Below are 14,557 nucleotides of genomic sequence, written 5' to 3'. Positions count from 1 at the left end.
CGCCCATGGCCACCAGCCTGCTTGCCCTGATTGACGACATCGCCACGCTGCTCGACGATGTGGCCGTGATGACCAAGGTGGCTGCCCGCCAGGGCATGACCGCTGCCGACGATGTGGCGCTGATGACGAAAATGGCCGCGAAGAAGACGGCCGGTGTGCTGGGGGACGACTTGGCACTCAATGCCCAGCAAGTCACTGGCGTGACGGCCAACCGGGAGCTGCCGGTGGTCTGGGCGGTCGCCAAGGGCTCCATGGTGAACAAGGCCATTCTGGTGCCGGCTGCGTTGGCCATCAGCGCTTTTGTGCCCTGGTTGATCACGCCACTGCTCATGCTGGGTGGTCTGTTCCTGTGTTTTGAGGGGGCAGAGAAGCTGCTGCACGCCTTCATGCACTCAAAGGAAGAGGAGGTCGCGCGCCACACAAAACTGGCACGCGCATTGGCCGATGAGCAGGTGGACATGGCGGCTTTTGAGAAGGAGAAAATCAAGGGCGCAGTGCGCACCGATTTCATTCTCTCTGCTGAGATCATTGTCATCACCCTCGGCACGGTGGCCGCCGCCAGCTTCGCACAGCGCATCTCGGTGCTGGTGGGCATTTCCCTGATCATGACTGTAGGGGTCTACGGCCTTGTGGCCGGTATCGTCAAACTGGACGATGCAGGGCTGTACCTTGTGCAGCGCAAGGCTGGCTGGCAGCAGGCAATGGGGCGGGGTATTCTGGCCATGGCGCCCTGGCTGATGAAGACGCTTTCGGTGCTGGGTACGGCTGCCATGTTCCTTGTGGGGGGTGGCATCCTGCTTCACGGCGTGCCTGCCTTGGGCCACGTGGTCGAACTCTGGGTTGCGGACATGGGCTGGATGGGGGCCTTGCTCAACAGCGTGGCCGGTGGCGCGGCAGGCATTGTGGCCGGTGCTGTGGTGGTGATGTTCGTTACTGGTTTCCAGCGCATGCGTGGCGCCAGCCATTGACCTGAGTCAAGGTGTTGCGGGCCGCAGGGCCTAGACTGGAGCGACGGTTCTTCATGGGTGTGCTGAGCATCCGCATCCAGTGCCCGCGAAAAATGTGCCTTTCAGGAGCGAATCATGTCTGCCCAGTCACCCGTTGACACCCAACATCCTCTGAACAACTTCAACAACTGCCATGTGGGCATCATCCAGCGCCTCAAGGCACTCGATGAACTTCCCGCCCTGCTGGAGCCTGCTGCCCGGGCGCGGCAGATCGCCGAGCAATCGCTGGAGTTCTTTCGCGAGGCCATTTTTGAGCACCACCTGGAAGAAGAGCGCGAGCTGTTTCCCGCCGTACTGGCCAGTGCGGAGCCGGGAGAGGAGCAGTTGAAGGTCAAGGCCATGGCCAAGCGCCTGACCGACGAACACCGGTCGGTCGAAAAGCTCTGGAAAAGCCTCGAAAAAGGCCTCAAACAAGTGGTCAAGGGGCAGTCGTCGGAGCTGGATGTGAGCGATCTGCAGCGACTGGTCACCGAGTACCAGGCGCACGCCCACTATGAAGAAACCGAGTTTTTGCCACTGTCAGAGAAGATCTTGAGTCGCAACAGCAACCACATGGCGGCCCTGGGACTGAGCCTGCACATGCGGCACGTCAAGCCGGTCAACGCCTACATCTGAGCAGGCGGTTTTTCGCCCATTGCGGACCGCCGGAACCGAGGCACGGGCTGGTCAGTGCGGTGCAACGGGCCGGGTCCGGTAAAACTTGACCGGGCTGGTGGGCACCGCGTTCACCACGCTGCGCTTGATTTTGCCCACCACGTGCATTTCGCAGGGCTTGCAGTCAAAGCGCAGAGTCAGTTTTTCCTTTCCATTGATCAGCTGCATCGGCTCGGCGCGCACCGTGCCCTGAACCCCTGTCACGCCCTTGGCTTGCTTGGGACACAGACTCAGTGAAAAGCGCACGCAGTGTTTGGTGATCATCAGGCTGACTTCACCTTCTTCTTCATGGCTCTCGTAGGCCGCTGCGATGACCTTGACACCGTGTTTTGAATAGAAGTCGCGCGCCTTTTGGTTGTAGACATTGGCCAGGTAGCTCAGCGTGTCTTCAGGGTACGGCACCGGCGGTTCGACCGGCAGGGCTCGGGGCAGGCGCTGCCAGGCTTCGGCACGTGCGGCCTCCAGCGCGTCGATGGCCTCGCGTCGCAGTGCGTTGAGCTGCGAAGCCGGCACGAACCGTGGGCCCCACATGTCGAGGTGGATGTCGATGGGTGCGAAGATGGTTTCGCCCAGGCGCCCCAGCGCTTCGCGCAGCCTGGCCTCGGCCTGCGCCGGGTCCTTGGCTTCTGCGGGTGTGCCGGGCAGGGTGGCGCTGCCGCTGTGACCGTCTTCATCCGTCAGGTTCAGGGTCAGCGCGTCAGCCTCTTCCGTGAGCTTGATCCATGTGCCAATGCGCCGTTCAGAAGATTTTTTCTCCAGGCTGCGCACCCAGTCCATGTCGCGATTGCGGTTGACCTGGGTGTTCTTGCGCAAGTCCTTGAAGCTGGCGATCGGATCTTTCGGGAACACGCGCCACTGGCCCCTGGCGGCATCAATGGCGTCTGCGCGGTTGATCTGCAGGCCCACCAGTTCTTTCTGCAGATCCAGATAGCACAGGCCATCGCCGTTGTGCACCACCGTGGCGGCGTCGTCGAGTTGCAGATCCACCGAGTGCGCCCCCACCTGTGTGACCCAGCCGATGGGACGGCCCGGGTTCTTGGGCGTGTCAAAGGCGCCAATGTCTTCTTTGCGCCCTTGCACAAAGTAGTCGGTGAATTCGCGGTTGAAATTCTGGTGGGGATCGGGCTGGAAGAAGAAAGTGCAATGGCCGCTGGAGGCGCGAGCCAGTTCCGGTCGCTCTTCCAGAATTTCGTCCAGCAGCAGGCGGTAGTGGGCCGTGATGTTCTTGACGTAGGCCATGTCTTTGTAGCGGCCTTCGATCTTGAAACTGCGGGCGCCGGCGTCGATCAGCGAGCGCAGGTTGTCGCTCTGGTTGTTGTCCTTCATCGAGAGCACGTGCTTGTCGTGAGCGACGATGCGGCCCTGGCTGTCCTTGACCTCGTAAGGCAGCCGACAGGCCTGGGAACAGTCGCCGCGGTTCGCGCTGCGCCCGGTGTGTGCATGGCTGATGAAACACTGGCCGCTGTAGGCCACGCACAGCGCGCCATGGATGAAAAACTCCACGATGCAGCGTTCGGCATCGAGGGCCTGGTGGATGGCCTTGATCTGCTGCAGCGTGAGTTCTCGTGCCAGCACCAGCTTCGAAAGGCCGGCATCTTGCAGGAAGCGGGCTTTCTCGGGGGTGCGGATATCGGTCTGTGTGCTGGCATGCAACTGGATGGGCGGCAGGTCCAGCTCCAGCAAGCCCATGTCCTGGACGATGAGCGCGTCTGCACCCGCATCAAACAGTTGCCAGGCCAGCTTGCGCGCTGGTTCCAGCTCGTCGTCGCGCAGGATGGTGTTCAGGGTGACGTAGATGCGGCTGCCAAAGCGGTGGGCGTGCCGCGCCAGACGGGCGATGTCCTGCACCCGGTTGTCGGCGCTGGTGCGGGCGCCGAAAGACGGACCGCCGATATAGACCGCGTCGGCCCCATGATTCACCGCCTCGATGCCGATGTCGGCGTCGCGGGCAGGCGAGAGCAGTTCGATGTGATGAGGCAGCATGGCGGGTCGGTGCAGAATCGGGTGCGAATGCAGCCCGATATTGTCCTGGAGAATCAACATGAATGCAGCTTCTTCACCACCCACCATCGCCGTGGTGCTGGTCCACGGTGCCTGGCATGGGGCCTGGTGCTGGCGCCGGGTATTGCCGCTGCTGCGCTCCGGCGGTGTGCAGGCACATGCCGTGACGCTGACAGGCGTGGGCGAACGGGCGCACCTGCTGAGCCCTGCGGTCGATCTGCACACACACATTCAGGACGTGATCGGTCTCATCGAGGCAGAGGAACTGGAGCGGGTGCTGCTGGTCGGGCACAGCTACGCCGGCATGGTGATCACTGGCGTGGCGGACCGCATGCAACGGCTACGGCCCGGCCTGCTGACCCGCTTGGTTTACCTGGATGCGGCCGTGCCGTACCCTGGCGACAGCTGGAGCAGTCACCATTCGGATGAGACCCGCCAGGCACGCATCGAGGCGTCGAAGGCCAGCGACGGTCTGAGTTTCCCCCCGCCCGACGCGGCCCTCTTTGGTCTGGCCGGTGCCGACCGCGATTGGGTCAACCGCCGCCAGACGCCGCAGCCGTTCAGGCTTTACCAGCAACCGCTGGACTTCGATGGAGCACTGGTGGCACAGATTCCACGTACCTTCATCGACTGCAACCAACCGGCACTGGCCACCATTGCACCTGCCCGCCAGCGGGTGCGCAGCGATCCGGGCTGGCAGGTGCTGGAGATGGCCACCGGACACGATCCCATGGTGAGCCAGCCGGAGGAACTGGCTGAGCAACTGCTGAGCTTGCGGGCCTCACCGTCTGCCTGAATACATCCAAGAAACCCAAGAAACCAGTCTCGGAGGATTGCATTTGAGCCCGTTCGTTTTTGGCCGCGCATGGGGTGCGGCATCGCTGTGTCTGGCCCTGCTGTCTGTCCACCCCGTCTTAAACGCACAGCAGGCCACCTGTGAAAAGGGTGACCGCGATTGGGAGCTGGAAACCTTTGGTGTGACCTTGCCTTCACCACCCCCGGTGGACCTGTCGCGCCTTCCCACCCCACTGATCGAGCGGCACTACCTGGGGGCCTACCGCATGGCTTCACAACTGGTGCGTGGCGACTTCAATGGCGTGCAGGCGCACTGGGACGGCATCGCCGCCATGCAGGACCGGACCGAGCAGATGCGGGCGATGGTCCGCAGCCTGGATGTGCTCGAAGGCCGGGGCTTGTCCATGCTGCACCCGCTGCAGACCTGGCACGCGCGCAACCCCGCGTCGCAGGCGGCCCAGCTCATGCTGGCAGCAGCCTGGGTGCACGCGGCCTATGAAGTGCACCGGGACCGGTACGCGCCTGAGCGCGCGGGGGGCTACTACCACCGACCCCGCAACCGGGTGCAACAAGCGCTGCCGCTGGTGGACGCGTTGATGGCGCAAGGCGGCTTCTACGGCATGGCGGCTCGCGAGGTCGACCTGCCGGCCCGCTTCCTGCTTGACGGCGCCCAGCGCCAATCGGCCTGGGACCGCTACCTGGCACTGATCGAATACGCTCCTCATGATGAGTGGCTGTACCTGCGCGCGGCCAGTCACGCAGGCGGGCCTCAGGAGCGGGAGATTCGCGATCAGCGGTTCGCCCGGCTCAGGGCCCTGGCGGACAAGCTGGCACTACCGCAGCCACACCGCCGCTCGCTGGAGCAGGCGCTGGACGAACACATTCGACCCACGGGAAGAGACCCCAACCCACTGACCTGGCGGCCCTACTGGGAAGCGAGGGTGAAGATGGCGCCCACGCTGGCCAATCTGACTGGCTGGCTCGATGCTGAAAATCGAGTGAACAACTGGCCGGTCATGGTGGCATTGGCCGACCGCATTCTCGCGCTTCATCCGCATCACAAAGCGGCTCTTGAGCGCAAATCCTGGGCGCTGCGTCAGCAGGGGCGGAACAAGGAGGCTTACGAGACTGCCTTTTCGGCCATGGTCATCGGCAGCGACTGGGCCATGAAGCAAATCGTGGAGGCGCACGTGCTTGGGGGTCTGGGTTTGACGCAAGGGGATTTCGCAAGCCTGCTTGCGCATTGCAAACTGGGTGCCTCGCTCGGGCTTGCCAGCGCCGCCCATTGCATGGGGTCTGCCCACACGGACGGTTTTGCCAGCGTGGCGCGCAACGATGCCCAGGCGCTGGGCTGGCACCTGCTGGGTGCGCAAGGTGGCAACATGGCATCTGCCCACGATGCGGTGGTGTTGCTGCCCCGGGTGGTGATCGACCCGGCCCGCCACGCAGAGGTCGACCTGGCCTCTGCCCACTGGATCCGGAAGGCCGCCAGCCACGAACACGCTGCAGCACATACGAGGCTCGCAGAGCGGCCGGACTGGGGGTTGCTGTGTCTGCCAGGCAGTGGGCCTTCGGTGTTTCAGCGCCTTTTCGGCAGATAGTGAACGCGCCCGCATGATCATGCCTGTGGCTCACCCCCAGCACCGGCTCGACCGCATCGACCAGCTGCGCGCCGTGGCCATGCTGTGGATGACGGTGTTTCATTTCAGTTTCGACCTCAACCATTTCGGACTGATCCACGAGAACTTCTACCGTGACCCGTTCTGGACCTGGCAGCGCACACTGATCGTGAGCCTGTTTCTGTTCACGGCAGGGCTCTCTCAGGCAGTGGCCAGCAGCCAGGGGCAGGGCTGGCCGCGCTTCTGGCGGCGCTGGACTCAGGTGGCGGCTGCCGCGCTGCTGGTCACCGCCGGCTCGCTGCTCATGTTCCCCAAAAGCTTCATCTATTTTGGTGTGTTGCACGGCATCGCGGTGATGCTGGTGCTGGCGCGTCTCACGGTGGGCTGGGGTCGCTGGCTTTGGCCGCTGGGCGCCTTGGCCGTCTGCTTGCCGTGGCTGGCAGCCACCGTCATTGCGCAATGGCCGGTGCTGGAGGTGTTGAACTCGCGCGGCTTGAACTGGCTGGGCTTCATCAGCCGCAAGCCGATTACCGAAGACTATGTGCCCCTGCTGCCCTGGCTGGGCGTGCTCTGGTGGGGTGTGGCTGCAGGGCAGTGGGTGCTGCGCCACCGCCCTGGCTGGCTGGGATCGGGGGCAGCGCCCGCTGGTGGGGTGTCGCGCGGTCTGGCCATGCTGGGTCGATGGAGCCTGAGCTACTATCTGCTGCATCAGCCAGTGATGATCGGCCTGATTGGGCTGGCCGTTTACCTGGTGCGTTGAGCGAATAGGCTCAGGTCGTCTGCAGCACGACATCGTCGAGCACCGACGCCAGCGCTGCCAGCAGCCGATCCACGTCGGCAACTGTGGTCTGCGGACACACCAGCATCATGTTGTGGAACGGCGTGATCAGCACGCCCCGGTTGAGCAGCCCCAGGTGGATCAGGTGTTCCAGCTCCGCGTCCAGCCTGGCACCGGCTTCGCTGCCGTTGTGCGGGGGTGCGGAGCAGAACTGGAATTCCACCCGGGCACCCAGTTCCGTCACGCACCAGGGGAGTTGACGCTCGGCCAGGATGTGCCGAATGCCCTCGGCCAGTTGGTGGGCCAGGGGCAGCATGTGGGCGTAGGCGGCGGGCGTCATCACCTCGGTGAGGGTCGCCCGCATCGCCGCCATGGACAGCATGTTGCCGGTGAGCGTGGTGCCGATGCCGCTGTGCCCGGGCGGTGCGTCTGCCTTGGCGTGCACTGCACGGCGGGCCAGTTCGGCGCTCATGCCGTAGACGGCGCAGGGCACGCCGCCGCCCACCGGCTTGCCCAGCACCAGGGCGTCGGGCTCAAGGCCATGCACCTGGCAGTAGCCGCCTGCACCGGTGCTGATGGTGTGGGTTTCGTCCATCACCAGCAGAGCACCTTGCTGCCGTATCAGCGCCTGAGCCGCCAGCCAATAGCCGGGTGAGGGCAGCACCATGCCGATGTTGGTCATGGCCGGCTCTGCCAGCACACAGGCCACATCACCAGCTTGCAAGGCAGCCTCCAGCGCCGGCAGGTCGTTGAATTCGATCACCACCGTGTGTTCCAGCAGGTTGTGCACCTGGCCCAGCAGACTGTCGCGCTGGACGGCTTGTCCATCCACCAGATCGACGAACACGTCTTCGATGGTGCCGTGGTAACAACCGTTGAACACCAGCAGTTTCTTGCGCCCGGTCGCAGCGCGTATCCAGCGCACGATGTAGCGGTTGGCATCGGTCGCGCTCAGCGCAAATTGCCAGTAGGGCAGGCGGAAGCGTTCGCTCAGCGCTTTCGCCACCACGGAGGCGTCTTCGGTCGACAGCATGGTGGTGAACCCCCGCGTGGCCTGCTGTTGCAAGGCCAGCTGCACAGGCAACGGTGAGTGGCCGAACATGGCGCCCGTGTCACCCAGGCAGAAATCCACCAGTGTGTGACCATCTTCGTCGACCACGTGGGCGCCGCTGGCGTGCGCCACTTGCAGAGGGAAAGGGGTGCCCCAGTCGCGCATCCAGTGCAGGGGCACACCGAACAGCAGGTGCGCGTCGGCCTGTGCCGCCAGCGCTGCCGAACGCGGATTGCGCGCTGCATACATCGCGCGCTCACGCGCCAGGAAGGACTGGGCGCGGGGCCAGTCCAGGCGTTCTCGGCCATTCGGAGACGGCGTAGCAGGTTGGTTCGCGGGCAAAAGGAATCTCCCGTGGGCAAAAAGGGATGAATCGATGTTGGGGCATTGAACCAGACGACGGTGTCGATGGGGAGGCCAATGGAGGCCTGGTCGCGGGTGTCATTTCGGCATATTGCATTTGGAGATGCAGAGGCGAAAAAAAGGCGGCCGAAGCCGCCTGGGTTGCTGATGCGGCGCGCTCCAATGGGGCAACTGCGCCGAAAGCAGAGTTCCTTATTCCACCTTGGCTTTGTCTCGCAGCGACTGCTGGAATTCGGCCATCTTCTGCTGGGTCATCTGTTGCTCGATCTGCGGCTTGACCTCTTCAAAAGCTGGCAACTGGGCTTCTCGGATGTCGTCCACCCGGATGACGTGCCAGCCAAACTGGCTCTTGACTGGCACTTCGGTCATCTGACCCTTGTCGAGTTTGACCATGGCCTCGGAAAACTCTGTCACGTAGCTGGCGGCCGCTGCCCAGTCCAGGTCTCCACCGTTGGCACCGGATCCAGGATCCTTGGACTGCTTTTTTGCGATGTCCTCAAACTTGGCACCGCCCTTGATGGATTTGACGATGGCCTTGGCCTCGTCTTCCTTCTCGACCAGGATGTGACGGGCTCGGTATTCCTTGCCGCTGTTGGCCGCCTTGAATTTGTTGTATTCGGCCTGCATGTCGGCCACAGACACCGGGTTCTTGGCCTGGTAGTCGGCAAACAGGGCCCTGATCATGATGGTCTGGCGCGCCAGCTCCATCTGGGTCTTGTATTCCTCGGTAGCGGCAATGCCCCGCTTCTGAGCTTCCTGCATGAAGATTTCTCGCAGGATCACTTCTTCCTTGATCTGCGCACGCACTTCGTCGTTGATTGGACGTCCGGAGGCCTCAATCTGCTGCGCCAGGGCATCGACCCGCGCGGTGGGCACGGCCTTGCCGTTCACGATGGCCACGTTTTGTGCGGCGGCCCAGGGTGACGCCGCGATGATCACAGCCACTGTCAGGGCCGACATTGAGATTTTCATGGAATTCCTCGGTTCGAAAAAATGGAATTTGAGCACGTGGGTTCGGCAAAGTTGCTCCTTGGCCCGGGCTCAAGGTGTCAGAAGGTATCGAAGCCGAAGGCCATCACCCTGGGTTGGCCCCGAAGGCAAGTGGCTTCGTCAGGATTTGATTTCAATGGCCAATGCGTGAAGACCGGCCGCGGTGAATTTGCGCAGCGCATCATACACAAGGCGATGTTGCGCGACGCGACTCTTGCCAGCAAACGCAGGGCCGCCGATCCGGACCCTGAAATGGGTGCCGCGGCCCAGGCCATTGGCTCCAGCATGACCTGCGTGGGCAGCGCTTTCGTCGAGTACCTCAAGCAACACGGGCGACAAGGCCGACTGCAGGGTCGTGTGAATCGCTTCCGCAGTGGGTACGCTGTCGGCAGGCAATGGTGTTGGGATCATGATTTCTCGACTCCGTCCTCATCTTTGAGGTAGCGCGATATGTAGAGCCCCTGACCCACGATGAAAACGAGGGGGAAGGCGTATCCCCACAGCTTGAAATTCACCCAGAATTCGGTCGAAAAATAGGCTGCCACATAGGCATTGATGGCGGCCATGAACAGAAAGTAGCCGATCCATATCACCGTCAAGCGCGCCCACACGCCATCGGGCAACGTGAGCTGGCTGCCCAGGAGAAGCTGAAGGAAATTCTTCTTCCAGATCCACAAGGCAGCACCCAGCACGATGGCCATGCTGGCATAAAGCACCGTGGGCTTCCACTTGATGAAACGCTCGTCCTGCAGGAACAGCGTGAGTGCACCAAAGACAATCACCAGCACCAGCGTCACCTTGTGCAGCGTCTGAAGCTTGCGGTCGATGGCATAGATGATGCCGGTCTGCACCAGCGTGGCCAGCATGAGCACGGCGGTGGCGGTGTAAATGTCGTGCAGCTTGTAGGCAGCGACAAACAGCCCGATGGGGAAAAAGTCAATCAGAAATCGCATGAGGGGATTATCGACGCAAGGCGAAGTGCCGTCTGTAGGAGGGGCTCGCCACCGTTTCCACCCCACTGAACTACATTGCAGTTCTGTCCATTCAAACTGCGCAAGCCACCCATGAAAAACAGCGAACAACAAGCCCTGCTCACCATCGCCCTGATGGCCGCCTTTGCAGACGGCGAGAAGGCCGACTCGGAGCGCGAGGCCATCAGGTCACTGGCGGAATCCCTTGGGCACGAAGCCGGCGGCGCGGGTCTTGCGCGTCTTTACCAAGATGTGTTGCTTGAACGAGTTTCGCTGTCAGAGGCAGTGAAGGGCCTGGGCAATGGTGGCCAGAGCCAACTGGCCTATGAAATGGCTGTCTGTGTGTGCGATGCCGATGGCCGGCGAAGCATTGCTGAATCGGCCTTTCTGTCCAGTCTGAAGGACATGCTGGGCTTGGACGTGGCGGCTGTAGCCGAATTCGAGCGTGAAGAGCAGGCCCTGGTTGCAGCTGCCGATGTCTCGCTGCCAGTGCTCATCCAGCCGACTACCGGGGTGGACACGCCTCCTTCGCCAGGGGCGACGGCACAACCATCCGCGAATGCTGAGCTTGATGCAGAACTGGATCGCGCGATCCTGAGCGCAGCCAAACTCAATGGTGCACTTGAATTGTTGCCCCAGTCATGGGCGTCCATGGCCATCATTCCATTGCAGGTGCGCATGGTCTACAACATCGGCAAGGCCCACGGGGTGGAGCTTGACCAAGGGCACATCCGCGAGTTCATCGCTGCCGTCGGCGTGGGGATGACCTCTCAATACCTTGAGCAATTCGGGCGCAAGCTGCTGGGCGGCCTGATCGGCGCGGTGGCCGGTCGAATGATCGGGGGCATCGGGCGGGCGGCCACAGGTGTGGCCTTTTCGTTCGCCACCACCTACGCGCTCGGGCAAGTGGCCAAACGGTACTACGCTGGCGGCCGGGTCATGAGCACTGCCTTGCTGCAGGAAACCTTCCAGAGCCTGCTGGGCCCTGCCAAACAGCTGCAAACACAGTGGCTCCCGCAAATTCGCGAGACGGCCGGCACACTGGACGCAGGCAAGGTGATGCAACTGGTGCGGGGCGCCTGAGAGTCGCCAAAGAGAGAAAGGGGGGTGACGAGCCTTGACCCCGGCACTGGCTACACAGTTAGGGCTGCTTGGTTCCCCACCTGACCCGGTTGGCCGCTTCACCATGCGGGAAGGCCCGTCATTTGCCATTGTAGGCGATGGTGATCACCCCCGTTGTTGACCTGTGCTCCGAAATGCATGCGAGGGGCGCCGCTTAGAATCGTTCGCATGTCTTACGTCGTCCTTGCCCGCAAGTACCGCCCGCGAAATTTCTCCGAAATGGTCGGGCAGTCTCACGTGGTGCAAGCCCTGAGCAACGCCTTGACGACCCAGCGGCTGCACCACGCCTACCTTTTCACGGGTACCCGGGGGGTCGGCAAGACAACGGTGTCGCGCATATTGGCCAAGTCGCTCAACTGTCTGGGCACAGACGGGCAGGGCGGCATCACGGCAGAGCCCTGCGGCGTGTGCCAGGCGTGCACCGACATCGACAGCGGCCGCTTCGTTGATTACACCGAACTCGACGCCGCCTCCAATCGGGGTGTGGATGAGGTTCAGGCGCTGCTGGAGCAGGCGGTGTACAAGCCGGTGCAAGGGCGATTCAAGGTCTTCATGATTGACGAGGTTCACATGCTGACCAACACGGCGTTCAATGCCATGTTGAAGACGCTGGAGGAACCGCCTGAGTATCTGAAGTTCGTGCTGGCAACCACAGACCCGCAGAAGGTGCCGGTGACGGTGCTTTCGCGCTGCCTGCAATTCAACCTCCGGCCCATGGCGCCCGAGACGGTGCTGGAGCATCTGCAGCAGGTGCTGCAGTCTGAGGCGGTCGACGCCGACACGCCTTCACTGCGCTTGTTGTCGCGTGCCGCGCGGGGTTCCATGCGCGACGCGCTCTCGCTGACCGACCAGGCCATTGCCTTCGGCGGCGGGCGCCTTCAGGAAGCCACTGTGCGCCAGATGCTGGGTGCGGTTGATCGTTCCTATGTGTTGCGGCTGATCGACGCGCTGGCCAGGGCAGACGGGGCGACGGTGGTGGACACGGTCGACACCATGCGCCTCAATGGTCTGAACGCAGCGTCGGCACTGGAAGAGATGACGGGCGTGCTGCAACGCATGGCGGTGATGCAGGCGGTGCCAGGCAAAGGCGCAGAGCAAGACTTCGATGACCCTGATGCTGGGGAGATGCTGCGCCTGGCACAAGCGCTGCCAGCGGACGAGACCCAGTTGTTGTACAGCCTTTGCCTGCATGGAAGGGCCGAGCTGGGTCTGGCGCCAGATGAATACGCAGCGCTCACCATGGTGTTGCTGCGCCTCCTGGCGTTCAAGCCCGCATCAAATGTTTCGGCGGCGCAACCGAATCTGGCGGAAAAAAAAACACTGAAAATTGACGCGGGTGTCCCTGCACGCAGGGTTGAACCTGTCAGCTCTCGGCCTGCTGCCCCCGAACCCGCCGTTACGGCGCCCTCGCAGCCTGCTTCGGGCGCGATTGCTGCACCAGCCCCATCAACCGCATCGGTCGCTGCCCAGAAACACGCTCCGGGCGATCACGCGCAGCATGCAGCGCCTGTGCCTGGCGCTTCTGAATCGCCTGCTTCAACGCCGAGCAGCCAAAAGTCCAGCGATCAACATCGGGACGACAACCGCGCGGATGCCGTGGAGGACGACGACCATCCGCCATGGGACGAGATTGCACCCTCTGAAGGCACAGTTCAGGCCACCCGGCCGGTCGTCTCGGTGCCTGTTCGCGACCCGGGTTTGTCCGAGCGCCTGGAACAACGCCATACCCAAGGAGCAGAGCGACCCACCAATGGCGTTCAACGCACGGTCGAAGGCGACTTTTGGTTCGATACGGTGATGGCACTGGCGCGAGCGGAGCTGATTTCTGCTCTGGTACGCGAATTGGGCCTGCAGTCGCAATTGGTGGCGCGCGATGTCGAACAGTGGGTGCTGCGTGTGGAGCGGGAGTCGCTCAACCAGGGCAACAACCGGGATCGCCTCGCGGCCGCCCTGAAGGCGCAGGGCCACGATGTGCGGCTGGTGGTCGAAATCGGTCGTGTCCACGACTCGCCAGCCTTGCGTGTGGCGGAAGATCTGCAGCGCCGGCAACAGGAAGCAGAACAGGTGATCAGGGACGACCCCTTCGTACAGAGCATGATGCGAGACTTTGGCGGCAGAATCGTACCTGGTACGTTGAAGGCGATTTCGGTCTAGCCACATTGCGCCGCACCCCAAGCCCTTTCATTTTTTACACTCAAGACTCAGGAAAACCACATGTTCAACAAAGGACAACTCGCCGGACTCATGAAGCAGGCACAGGCCATGCAAGACAACCTGAAGAAGGCCCAGGATGAACTGGCATTCATCGAGGTCACAGGTGAGTCCGGCGCTGGTCTGGTCAAAGTGCTCATGACCTGCAAGCACGACGTCAAGCGCGTGACCATCGACCCCAGCCTGCTGGCCGACGACAAGGACATGCTGGAAGACCTGGTGGCCGCAGCGTTCAACGCAGCCGTGCGCAAGGCCGAAGAAACTTCACAAGAAAAGATGGGCAAGCTCACTGCTGGCATGCCGGGCCTGCCAGGCGGGATGAAGTTTCCCTTTTGAGCTCCGGCCCAGTGAGCTGCCTGCGCCGCTTGGACGATCATCGTGGCTGAGGCACATTCGCTTGAACTGCTGGTGCAGGCCTTGCGCAAATTGCCCGGCGTCGGGGTGAAGTCGGCCCAGCGCATGGCTTTTCACTTGCTGCAACACGATCGCCAGGGCGCGCTCCAGTTGGCGACGGCCTTGCAGCACGCTTGCCAGCATGTGGGGCACTGTCTTCTTTGCCACACCTTCACAGAAGAAGAAGTCTGTCCGACCTGTCGCGATGCCAGACGCGACCGTAGTCTGTTGTGTGTACTGGAAAATCCGGCTGATCAGGCGGCTCTGGAGCGAACAGGGGCCTACAAGGGCATGTATTTTGTTCTCATGGGCAAGCTCAGTCCGCTAGATGGGGTAGGACCCAAAGAAATCGGCATGCAGAAGCTGCTGGATCGGATCGACGCACTGGTTGACGGCGTGCGGGAGGTGCGAGAAGTCATTCTTGCCACCAATTTCACCGCCGAAGGCGAAACCACGTCGCACGTGATTTCGCAAGCACTCAAGGCGCGAGGCGTGAAGGTGACGCGACTGGCGCGCGGGGTGCCGGTGGGCAGCGAACTCGAGTATGTCGATCTGGGCACGATTGCCCACGCGCTGGTCGACAGGCGTTGACATCTGCAAAG

14 protein-coding genes and 1 other RNA gene are annotated in these 14,557 nt (G+C 62.5%); 9 read left to right on the top strand and 6 right to left on the bottom strand.

Translation table 11 applies throughout. From position 1 onward, the window contains the following. The first annotated feature begins 5 nt into the window (after positions 1-5). Positions 6-968 (top strand): DUF808 domain-containing protein, encoded by a 963-nt coding sequence (locus Q7V46_RS08510; protein ID WP_304913099.1) that lies wholly within the window; start codon positions 6-8, stop codon positions 966-968. 114 nt (positions 969-1,082) lie between these two features. After that, positions 1,083-1,622, top strand: coding sequence for a hemerythrin domain-containing protein (locus tag Q7V46_RS08505; protein ID WP_304913098.1), 540 nt, complete (start codon positions 1,083-1,085; stop codon positions 1,620-1,622). Positions 1,623-1,673: 51 nt separating this feature from the next. Here Q7V46_RS08505 and Q7V46_RS08500 read toward each other — a convergent pair whose 3' ends face one another. Next, positions 1,674-3,644 carry a U32 family peptidase gene (locus Q7V46_RS08500; protein WP_304913394.1) on the bottom strand — a complete coding sequence of 657 codons (1,971 nt, stop codon included), beginning with the start codon at positions 3,642-3,644 and terminating at the stop codon, positions 1,674-1,676. A gap of 58 nt (positions 3,645-3,702) precedes the next feature. On the opposite strand from Q7V46_RS08500, the gene Q7V46_RS08495 reads away from it, so the two are divergent. The 3 genes from Q7V46_RS08495 to Q7V46_RS08485 are packed head-to-tail and all read left to right on the top strand — an operon-like array spanning position 3,703 to position 6,836. Next, complete coding sequence (locus Q7V46_RS08495) at positions 3,703-4,458, top strand: alpha/beta fold hydrolase (protein WP_304913097.1); 756 nt, start codon at positions 3,703-3,705, stop codon at positions 4,456-4,458. Between the two features lie 43 nt (positions 4,459-4,501). After that, on the top strand, positions 4,502-6,058 hold the full coding sequence (locus Q7V46_RS08490; RefSeq protein WP_304913096.1) for a hypothetical protein: 1,557 nt from the start codon (positions 4,502-4,504) through the stop codon (positions 6,056-6,058). 13 nt (positions 6,059-6,071) lie between these two features. Further along, positions 6,072-6,836 (top strand): DUF1624 domain-containing protein, encoded by a 765-nt coding sequence (locus Q7V46_RS08485; protein WP_304913095.1) that lies wholly within the window; start codon positions 6,072-6,074, stop codon positions 6,834-6,836. Positions 6,837-6,846: 10 nt separating this feature from the next. Here Q7V46_RS08485 and Q7V46_RS08480 read toward each other — a convergent pair whose 3' ends face one another. From Q7V46_RS08480 to Q7V46_RS08465, 4 genes are all read right to left on the bottom strand, one after another. Next, the gene (locus tag Q7V46_RS08480; RefSeq protein ID WP_304913094.1) at positions 6,847-8,247 is read right to left on the bottom strand and encodes an aspartate aminotransferase family protein; all 1,401 of its coding nucleotides are present in this window, start codon (positions 8,245-8,247) and stop codon (positions 6,847-6,849) included. A 213-nt stretch (positions 8,248-8,460) separates the two neighbouring features. Next, positions 8,461-9,240, bottom strand: coding sequence for a peptidylprolyl isomerase (locus Q7V46_RS08475; protein WP_304913093.1), 780 nt, complete (start codon positions 9,238-9,240; stop codon positions 8,461-8,463). A gap of 138 nt (positions 9,241-9,378) precedes the next feature. Continuing rightward, the gene (locus Q7V46_RS08470; protein WP_304913092.1) at positions 9,379-9,669 is read right to left on the bottom strand and encodes a BolA family transcriptional regulator; all 291 of its coding nucleotides are present in this window, start codon (positions 9,667-9,669) and stop codon (positions 9,379-9,381) included. Beyond that, entirely contained in the window at positions 9,666-10,211 is a 546-nt protein-coding gene (locus Q7V46_RS08465) for a septation protein A (protein ID WP_304913091.1), read from the bottom strand. Before Q7V46_RS08465 ends, Q7V46_RS08470 begins: the two co-directional genes overlap by 4 nt. 111 nt (positions 10,212-10,322) lie before the next feature. Here Q7V46_RS08465 and Q7V46_RS08460 point away from each other — a divergent pair, with 111 nt between their 5' ends. Further along, positions 10,323-11,312 carry a DUF533 domain-containing protein gene (locus Q7V46_RS08460; protein ID WP_304913090.1) on the top strand — a complete coding sequence of 330 codons (990 nt, stop codon included), beginning with the start codon at positions 10,323-10,325 and terminating at the stop codon, positions 11,310-11,312. 23 nt (positions 11,313-11,335) lie between these two features. Here Q7V46_RS08460 and ffs read toward each other — a convergent pair. Then, positions 11,336-11,432, bottom strand: an RNA gene (gene ffs, locus Q7V46_RS08455) — signal recognition particle sRNA small type. An 87-nt stretch (positions 11,433-11,519) separates the two neighbouring features. On the opposite strand from ffs, the gene dnaX reads away from it, so the two are divergent. From dnaX to recR, 3 genes are read left to right on the top strand one after another with little or no spacing between them, the layout of a single operon-like run. Beyond that, a complete protein-coding gene (dnaX, locus tag Q7V46_RS08450) occupies positions 11,520-13,505 on the top strand; it encodes a DNA polymerase III subunit gamma/tau (protein ID WP_304913089.1) in 1,986 nt (661 codons plus the stop codon). Between the two features lie 60 nt (positions 13,506-13,565). After that, positions 13,566-13,898 (top strand): YbaB/EbfC family nucleoid-associated protein, encoded by a 333-nt coding sequence (locus tag Q7V46_RS08445; protein WP_304913088.1) that lies wholly within the window; start codon positions 13,566-13,568, stop codon positions 13,896-13,898. 42 nt (positions 13,899-13,940) lie between these two features. After that, positions 13,941-14,546 carry a recombination mediator RecR gene (recR, locus tag Q7V46_RS08440; protein WP_304913087.1) on the top strand — a complete coding sequence of 202 codons (606 nt, stop codon included), beginning with the start codon at positions 13,941-13,943 and terminating at the stop codon, positions 14,544-14,546. Positions 14,547-14,557: the final 11 nt, after the last annotated feature.

Origin of the sequence: Hydrogenophaga sp., assembly GCF_030651625.1 — a bacterium.
Lineage (GTDB): Bacteria > Pseudomonadota > Gammaproteobacteria > Burkholderiales > Burkholderiaceae_C > Hydrogenophaga.
This window is presented reverse-complemented; position numbering and strand designations above follow the sequence as displayed.

What these genes read in the sequence shown, in the direction of transcription:
- Q7V46_RS08510 (WP_304913099.1), top strand. Translation starts at nt 6, where the DNA reads ATGGCCACCAGCCTGCTTGCCCTGATTGACGACATCGCCACGCTGCTC.
- Q7V46_RS08505 (WP_304913098.1), top strand. Translation starts at nt 1,083, where the DNA reads ATGTCTGCCCAGTCACCCGTTGACACCCAACATCCTCTGAACAACTTC.
- Q7V46_RS08500 (WP_304913394.1), bottom strand. Translation starts at nt 3,644, where the DNA reads ATGCTGCCTCATCACATCGAACTGCTCTCGCCTGCCCGCGACGCCGAC.
- Q7V46_RS08495 (WP_304913097.1), top strand. Translation starts at nt 3,703, where the DNA reads ATGAATGCAGCTTCTTCACCACCCACCATCGCCGTGGTGCTGGTCCAC.
- Q7V46_RS08485 (WP_304913095.1), top strand. Translation starts at nt 6,072, where the DNA reads ATGATCATGCCTGTGGCTCACCCCCAGCACCGGCTCGACCGCATCGAC.
- Q7V46_RS08475 (WP_304913093.1), bottom strand. Translation starts at nt 9,240, where the DNA reads ATGAAAATCTCAATGTCGGCCCTGACAGTGGCTGTGATCATCGCGGCG.
- Q7V46_RS08470 (WP_304913092.1), bottom strand. Translation starts at nt 9,669, where the DNA reads ATGATCCCAACACCATTGCCTGCCGACAGCGTACCCACTGCGGAAGCG.
- Q7V46_RS08465 (WP_304913091.1), bottom strand. Translation starts at nt 10,211, where the DNA reads ATGCGATTTCTGATTGACTTTTTCCCCATCGGGCTGTTTGTCGCTGCC.
- Q7V46_RS08460 (WP_304913090.1), top strand. Translation starts at nt 10,323, where the DNA reads ATGAAAAACAGCGAACAACAAGCCCTGCTCACCATCGCCCTGATGGCC.
- dnaX (WP_304913089.1), top strand. Translation starts at nt 11,520, where the DNA reads ATGTCTTACGTCGTCCTTGCCCGCAAGTACCGCCCGCGAAATTTCTCC.
- Q7V46_RS08445 (WP_304913088.1), top strand. Translation starts at nt 13,566, where the DNA reads ATGTTCAACAAAGGACAACTCGCCGGACTCATGAAGCAGGCACAGGCC.